1 protein-coding gene is annotated in these 8,730 nt (G+C 74.9%); it reads left to right on the top strand.

Going from position 1 to position 8,730, the window contains the following annotated elements; translation table 11 throughout:
- Positions 1–8,730 (top strand): amino acid adenylation domain-containing protein (locus tag VF092_26715; GenBank protein ID HEX6750909.1); only part of this gene is annotated, 8,730 nt, incomplete at both ends.

The raw sequence follows: 8,730 nt of genomic DNA, 5'->3' as shown, positions 1-8,730 counted from the left end.
GCGGAGCGCTTCGTCCCCGACCCGCTCTCGGGCGAGCCGGGCGCGCGGCTGTACCGCACGGGCGACCTGGGCCGCTGGCTGCCGGAGGGGGCGCTGGCGTTCGCCGGGCGCACCGACGCGCAGGTGAAGATCCGCGGGTTCCGCGTGGAGCCGGGCGAGATCGAGGCGCGGCTGGTGGAGCACCCGGCGGTGCGAGAGGCCGTGGTCGTGGCGCGAGAGGACGCGCCGGGCGACAAGCGGCTGGTGGCGTACGTGGTCGGCGAGCCGGTCGCCGTGGAGGCGCTGAAGGCACACCTGGCCGAGCGGCTCCCGGAGCACATGGTCCCCGCGGCGTACGTGCGGCTGGAGGCGATGCCGCTCACGCCCAGCGGCAAGGTGGACCGCCGCGCGCTCCCCGCGCCCGAGGCCGATGCGTTCCCCGCGCGTGGGTACGAGGCGCCGTCCGGCACGGTGGAGGAGGCGCTGGCGGCGATCTGGGCGGAGCTGCTGGGCGCGGAGCGCGTCGGGCGCCGCGACCACTTCTTCGAGCGGGGCGGGCACTCGCTGCTCGCGGTTCAGGTCGTCTCCCGCGTGCGGCAGGCGCTGGGCGTGGAGGCCGCGCCGCGCGACGTGTTCGAGCGGCCCGTGCTGGCGGACTTCGCGCGGGGGCTGGAGACGGCCGCGCGGGCGGAGGCGCCGGCGATCACCCCCGTGGACCGGACCGGGCCGATCCCGCTCTCGTTCGCGCAGCAGCGGCTGTGGTTCCTGGAGCAGCTGGGGGACCTGGGCAGCACGTACCACATCCCCACTCGCCTGCGGCTGAAGGGCGAGCTGGACCGAGACGCGCTGGTGGGCGCGCTGGACCGGATCGTCGCCCGCCACGAGGCGCTGCGCACCACCTTCACGGAGGTGGACGGCGTCCCCGAGCAGCGGATCGCGCCGGCGGAGGCGAGCGGATTTCACCTGGTGGAGCACGACGTGAGCGGGCAGGTGGACGCGGAAGCCGAGCTCGACAGGTGGATGGACGAGGAGGCGCGCGCGCCGTTCGACCTGGAGCACGGCCCGCTGATCCGCGGGCGCCTCGTCCGGCTGGCCGCGGACGATCACGTGCTGCTCGTCACCATGCACCACATCGTCGGCGACGGTTGGTCGATGTGGGTGCTCTTCGGCGAGCTCTCCGCGCTCTACGCCGCCTTCGCCCGCGGCGAGCCTGATCCGCTCCCGCCGCTGCCGGTGCAGTACGCGGACTACGCGGCCTGGCAGCGGGGGTGGGTCGAGGGCGAGCTGCTGGAGCGGCAGGCGAGCTACTGGGAGCGGGCGCTCGCGGGCGCCCCCGAGCTGCTGGAGCTTCCCACCGACCGTGCGCGGCCGCGGAAGCAGGACTTCGCCGGCGACTCGGTGGACGTGGAGCTGGACGAGGAGCTGACCGCGGCGCTGAAGGCGCTCTCGCAGCGGCACGGCGCCACGCTGTTCATGACGCTGCTCGCCGGCTGGGCGACGGTGCTCGCGCGGCTCTCGGGCCAGGACGACGTGGTGATCGGCACCCCGTCGGCGAACCGCGGGCGGCGCGAGATCGAGGAGCTGATCGGCTTTTTCGTGAACACGCTGGCGCTGCGCGTGGACCTCTCGGGGGCGGCGACGGTGGCCGAGGTGCTGGCGCGGGTGAAGGCGCGGGCGCTGGAGGCGCAGCAGAACCAGGACATCCCCTTCGAGCAGGTGGTGGAGCGGGTGCAGCCGGCGCGCAGCCTGGCGCACACGCCGCTCTTCCAGGTGATGTTCGCCTGGCAGAACGCGCCGGACGAGAGTTGGGATCTCCCGGGGCTGCACCTGGAAGCCGTACCGGGTCCCGCGCAGGAGACCGCGAAGTTCGACCTGTCGCTCTCGCTGGGGGAGGCAGGCGGGCGCATCGTGGGGAGTGCCACGTACGCCACGGCGCTGTTCGAGCGCGCGACCGTGGAGCGCTGGCTGGGCTACCTGCGGCGGGTGCTGGACGCGATGGCGGCCGACGATGCGCAGGTGGTGGACCGCCTCGAGCTGCTGGACGAGGCCGAGCGGAGCCTGGTGCTGGAGGAGTGGAACCGCACGGAGGCGAACGTCTCGCGGGACACGTGCGTGCACGCGCTCTTCGAGGCGCAGGTGGCCAGAACGCCCGACGCCGTCGCCGTGGTCTTCGAGGACCGCTCGCTGACGTACGCGGAGCTGAACGCCCGCGCCAACCGCCTGGCGCACCACCTCCGCGGGCGGGGCGTGGGGCCCGACGTGCGGGTGGCGGTCTGCATCGAGCGCAGCCCGGAGCTGATGGTCGCCTTCCTGGCCGTGCTGAAGTCGGGGGGCGCGTACGTCCCGCTGGACCCGGGCGACCCCGAGGACCGGCTGCGCCACATGCTGGACGACGGGGCCCCCGCCGCGCTGCTGGTCCACGCCGGGACCGCCACGCGCTTCGCCGGCGAGGGCATCCCGGTGATCGACCTCGATGCCGGCGCGCGCGACTGGGCGGATGAGTCCGCGGCGAATGCCTCCTCGGCGGGCGTGGGGCCGGCGCTCGGCCACCTGGCGTACGTCATCTATACCTCCGGCTCCACCGGCCGCCCCAAGGGGGTGATGGTCGAGCACCGCGCGCTGGCCAACGTCATGGGGTGGATGGGCGAGGCGTGGCCGCTCGGCGCGCACGACGTGGTGCTGCAGAAGACGCCGGTGAGCTTCGACGCCTCGGCGCGCGAGCTCTTCCCGCCGCTGCTGGCGGGCGCGCGGATGGTGATCGCGCGCCCGGGCGGGCACCGCGATCCCGCGTACCTGGCCGAGACGATCCGCCGCGAGGGCGTCACCACGCTGCACTTCGTTCCCACCATGCTCCAGTTCCTCCTGGAGGAGCCGGGGATCGAGCGGTGCACCTCCATCGTCCGCGTGGTGTGCGGCGGCGAGGCGCTGCCGGCCGCGCTGGCGCGGCGCGCGGCGGAGCTGCTGCCGAACGCGGAGCTGCACAACGTCTACGGCCCCACCGAGACCGCGGTGGACGTCACCTGGATGCGCTGCCCGGCCGAGGTGGCGGGCCCGCACGTCTCCATCGGCCGGCCGATGGCCGGCTGCCGCGCCTACCTCCTGGACGCGGCCGGCCAGCCGGTGCCCGCCGGCGTGGCCGGCGAGCTGTACCTGGGCGGGGCGCAGGTGGCGCGCGGGTACCTGGGCCGCGCGGCGCTGACGGCGGAGCGCTTCGTCCCCGATCCCTTCGGCGGCCAGCCGGGGGCGCGTCTCTACCGGACGGGCGACCTGGGGCGGCGGCTGCCGGACGGGACCATCGAGTTCCTGGGGCGCAACGACTTCCAGGTGAAGGTGCGCGGCTTCCGGATCGAGCTGGGCGAGATCGAGGCGCGGCTGCGGGAGCACGAGGGCGTCCGCGAGGCGGTGGTCGCCGCGCGCGAGAACGAGGCGGGCGACCGGCGGCTGGTGGCGTACTGGGTGGGCGACGCGGTCGAGATCGATGCGCTGCGGGCGCATCTCTCCGGGCGGCTGCCGGAGCACATGGTGCCGGCGGCGTTCGTGCGGCTGAAGGCGCTGCCGCTCACCTCCAATGGAAAGCTGAACCGCAGGGCCCTGCCCGCGCCGGAGGGAGACGCCTACGCGCGGCGCGGCTACGAGACGCCGCAGGGAGAGACGGAGCAGGCGCTGGCGGAGATCTGGGGCGAGCTGCTGGGGGTGGAGCGCGTGGGCCGCCGGGACCACTTCTTCGAACTGGGCGGCCACTCCCTGCTGGCGGTGCGGCTGATCTCGCGCGTGCGGCAGGTGCTGGGTGCGGAGGTGGGGATCTCCAGCCCGTTCGAGCGCCCGGTGCTGGCGGATCTCGCGCGCACCATCGAAACCGCGGCGCGCACCGGGCTCCCGCCGATCGAGCGCGTGGATCGCACCGGCAACGTTCCGCCGTCCTTCGCGCAGCAGCGGCTCTGGTTCCTGGAGCAGATGGGCGGTCTCGGCGGCACGTACCACGTCGCCACGCAGCTGCGGCTCGAGGGCGAGCTGGACCGCGCGGCGCTGCGGCGTGCGCTGGACCGCATCATCGCCCGCCACGAGGCGCTGCGCACCACCTTCGCGGAGGTGGACGCAGAGCCGGTCCAGCGCATCGCCGCGGCCGAGGAGAGCGCGTTCCGGCTGGTGGAGCACGACCTCCGTGCCTCGGCCGGCGCGGAGGACGAGCTGCGCCGCCTGGTGCAGGACGAGGCGGGCGCGCCCTTCGACCTGGAGCAGGGGCCGCTGATCCGCGGGCGCCTGGTCCGCCTGGCCGACGACGACCACGTCCTGCTGGTGACGATGCACCACATCGTCTCCGACGGCTGGAGCAGGGGAGTGCTCACCCGCGAGCTGGGCGCGCTCTACACAGCGTTCGGCCGCGGCGAGCCCGATCCCCTGCCTCCGCTGCCGGTGCAGTACGCGGACTACGCGGCGTGGCAGCGGCGCTGGGTGGACGGGGACGTTCTCCAGGAGCAGGCGGAGTACTGGACGTCGGCGCTCGCCGGCGCGCCGGCGCTGCTGGAGCTGCCCACCGACCGCCCGCGTCCCGCGCGGCAGGACCATGCCGGCGGCACCGTGGGGATCGTCCTGGACGAGGCGCTCGTGGCCGCGCTGAAGGCGCTCGGCCGGCGGCACGGCACCACGCCGTTCATGACGCTGCTGGCCGGCTGGGCCGCCGTGCTCGCCCGGCTCTCGGGCCAGGACGAGGTCGTCGTCGGCACCCCGAGCGCCAACCGCGGCCGGAGCGAGGTCGAGGGCCTGATCGGCTTCTTCGTCAACACGCTCCCCCTTCGCGTGGACCTCTCGGACGGGCCGAGGGTGGGGGAGCTGCTCCAGCGAGTGAAGACGCGCGCGCTGGAGGCGCAGCGGAACCAGGACATCCCCTTCGAGCAGGTGGTGGAGCGGGTGCGGCCCGCGCGGAGCCTGGCGTACACCCCGCTCTTCCAGGTGACGTTCGGGTGGGAGAACGCGCCGGACGGCACACCCGAGCTGCCGGGGCTGGCGGCCGGCCCGCTGGATCCGGCGTCGCCGCCGCAGGAGAGCGCGAAGTTCGACCTCTCGCTGGCGCTCTGGGAGGCTGGCGAGCGGATCGAGGGGGCGGTGGAGTACGCCACCGCCCTGTTCGAGCGGGAGACGGTGGAGCGCTGGCTCGGCTACCTGCGCCGCGTGCTGGAGGGGATGGTGGCGGACGATGCCATGCGTGTGGACCACATCCCCCTGCTCCCCGCCGCGGAGCGCGCGCGCCTGGTCAGGGAGTGGAACGCGAGCGATGCGGCGCCCGTGGCCGAGCAGTGCATCCACCACGTGTTCGAGGCACAGGCCGCGCGCACGCCGGACGCGACGGCGCTGGTGCACGAGGGCGAGCGCCTCACCTACGCGGAGCTCGACGCGCGGGCCAACCGGCTGGCGCATCGCCTCGCGGCGGCGGGCGTGGGGCGCGGCGTGGCGGTGGGCGTGTGCCTGGAGTGGCGCCCGGAGCTGGTGGTCGCACTCCTCGCCACGCTGAAGGCGGGCGGCGTCTACGTCCCCCTCGATCCGTCGCTTCCTCCCGGCCGCCTCGCGTACATCGCCGAAGATGCGGGCGTGCGCGCCGTGGTCACCCGCGCCGGGCTGGCGGACCGCGTGCCCTCCGCAGCCGCAGTGCGGGTGGATGTCGACGCCGACGAGGCCTCCACCGCGCCGGCCGGGGCCCCGCGCTGCCGCGCCTGTCCGACGGACCTCGCGTACGTGATCTACACGTCGGGGTCGACCGGGCGGCCGAAAGGCGTGGCGGTGGAGCACGCCGCGGCCGCCGCGCACCTCCTTGCGGTGGCCCGTGTCCACGGGATCGTGCCGGAAGACCGGGTGCTGCAGTTCGCCTCGGCGGGCTTCGACGTCTCGCTGGAGCAGGTGTTCTTTCCGCTGCTCACCGGCGCCACGCTGGTGCTGCGCGGCGCGGAGCTGTGGAGCGCCACGGAGTTCCGGGCGCGGGTGCGCGCCCTGGGGATCACCGTGGCCAACCTGCCGCCGGCGTACTGGCAGGAGGTGGCGGAGGGCGCGGCCGGCGACGCGCTGGCGGGGATCCGGCTCCTGCTGATCGGGGGGGATGCCCTTCCGGCCAGCGCGGGCGACGCGCGGGGCGCCGGACGGCTGGTGAACTGCTACGGGCCGACGGAGACCGTCATCACCGCCACGGCGTTCGCGGTGGAGCGGGGCGCGGCCGGCAGGCCGCTGGTGCCGATCGGGCGGCCGCTTCCCGGGCGGGCCGTCTACGTGCTGGACCCGCGCGGCGCGCCGGTGCTGATGGGCGTGGCGGGCGAGCTGTACATCGGCGGCCCGCTGCTGGCGCGCGGCTACCTGGGGCGGCCGGCGCTGACGGCGGAGCGCTTCGTCCCCGACCCGTTCGGCCGCGTGCCGGGCGGGCGGCTGTACCGCACCGGCGACCGCGTGCGCTGGAGCGCGTCGGGAGACCTGGAGTTCCTGGGGCGCACCGATTTCCAGGTGAAGATCCGCGGCTTCCGCATCGAGCTGGGCGAGATCGAAGCCGGGCTGCGCGGCCACCCCGCCGTGCGCGACGCGGTCGTCCTGGCGCGCGCCGACGTGCCGGGCGACACGCGGCTGGTCGCCTACGTGGTGGGCGACGCCGACGCGGAGGCGCTGCGCACCTGCCTGGCCGAGCGGCTGCCCGAATACATGCTTCCCGCGGCCTACGTGCGCCTGGAGACGTTTCCGCTGACGCCGAACGGGAAGCTGGACCGCAAGGCGCTGCCCGCCCCGGATGAGGGCGCGTTCGCCAGGCGCGGGTACGAGGCGCCGTCCGGCCGGGTGGAGGAGGCCGTCTCGGCGATCTGGGCGGAGCTGCTGCGAGCGGAACGGGTGGGCCGGGGCGACCACTTCTTCGCGCTGGGCGGGCACTCGCTGCTGGCGGTGCGCGTGGCTTCGCGCGTCCGCCAGGCGCTGGGCGTGGAGGCCTCGCCGCGCGACGTGTTCGAGCGGCCGGTGCTGGCGGATTTCGCGCGCGGGCTGGCGACGGCCGCGCGCGCGGAAGCGGCCGCGATCGAGCGCGTGGATCGCACCGGCAAGGTTCCGCCGTCGTTCGCGCAGCAGCGGCTGTGGTTCCTGGAACAGCTGGGGGGGATGGGGGCGGCGTACCACATCCCCATGAGCCTGCGCCTGCGGGGCGAGCTGGACCGCGGCGCGCTGGTGCGGGCGCTGGACCGCATCGTCGCCCGCCACGAAGCGCTGCGGACGACCTTCCCCGCGGTGGATGGCGAGCCGTTCCAGCGCATCGTGTCGGTCGAGGAGAGCGCGTTCCAGCTGGTGGAGCACGACCTCCGTGCCTCGGCGGACGCGGAGGACGAGCTGCGCCGCCTGGTGCAGGACGAGGCAAGCGCGCCCTTCGACCTCGAGCAGGGGCCGCTGATCCGTGGTCGCCTGGTGCGCATGGCGGCGGATGACCACGTGCTGCTGCTGACGATGCACCACATCGTCTCCGACGGCTGGTCGGCGGGCGTGCTGTACCGCGAGCTGGGCGCGCTGTACGCCGCCTTCGCGCGCGGCGAGCCCGATCCGCTCCCGCCGCTGCCGGTGCAGTACGCCGACTACGCCGCGTGGCACCGCCGCTGGGTAGAGGGCGAGGTCCTGCAGCGGCAGGCGGACTACTGGCGCGAGACGCTCGCGGGCGCGCCGGAGCTGCTGGAGCTGCCCACGGACCATGCGCGCCCGGCGCGGCGGGACTTCGCGGGCGCCAGGGTGAAGGTGGAGCTGGACGAGGCGCTGGCCGCGGCGCTCGGGACGCTGTCGCAGCGGCACGGCACCACGCTGTTCATGACGCTGCTGGCCGGATGGGCGGCCGTGCTTTCCCGGCTCTCGGGCCAGGACGACGTGGTGATCGGCACGCCGAGCGCCAACCGCGGGCGGAGCGAGATCGAGGGCCTGATCGGCTTCTTCGTCAACACGCTGCCGGTGCGCGTCGAGCTCTTCGGCGCGCCGACGGTGGCCGAGGCGCTGGGGCGGGTGAAGGCGCGGGCGCTGGAGGCGCAAGCCAACCAGGACATCCCCTTCGAGCAGGTGGTGGAGCTGGTGCAGCCGGTCCGCAGCCTGGCGCACACCCCGCTCTTCCAGGTGATGTTCGCCTGGCAGAACGCGCCGGACGGCACACTGGAGCTGCCGGGGCTGGCACTGGACCCGACGGGCTCCGGGGGCTCGGCGCCGCAGGTGAGCGCGAAGTTCGACCTCTCGCTGGCGCTGTGGGAGGATGGCGGGCGGATCGAGGGGGCGGTGGACTACGCCACCGCGCTCTTCGACCGGCCGACCGTCGAGCGGCACGTCGGCTATCTGCGCCGCGTGCTGGAAGAGATGGTCGCGGACGACGCGACGCCGGTGGACCGGCTGGACCTGCTTTCCGCGGCCGAGCGGCGCAGCGTGGTGGAGGAGTGGAACGCCACCGACGCCGCGTTCCCCGCCGGTGCGTGCATCCACGAGCTGTTCGAGGCGCAGGCGGCGCGCACGCCGGACGCCGTGGCGGTGCGCTTCGAGGGGGAGTCGCTCACCTACGGCGAGCTGAACGCGCGCGCCAACCGCCTGGCGCACCATCTGGTCCGCCTGGGCGTGGGGCCGGACGCGCGCGTGGGGGTCTGCGTGGAGCGCGGCCCGGAGATGATCGCCGCCCTGCTGGCCATCCTCAAGGCGGGCGGCGCCTACGTGCCGCTGGACCCGGCGTACCCCGCCGACCGGCTGCGCTACATGCTGGAGGACAGCGCGCCGGCG

Source organism: Longimicrobium sp. (assembly GCA_036377595.1).
Lineage (GTDB): Bacteria > Gemmatimonadota > Gemmatimonadetes > Longimicrobiales > Longimicrobiaceae > Longimicrobium.
This window is presented reverse-complemented; position numbering and strand designations above follow the sequence as displayed.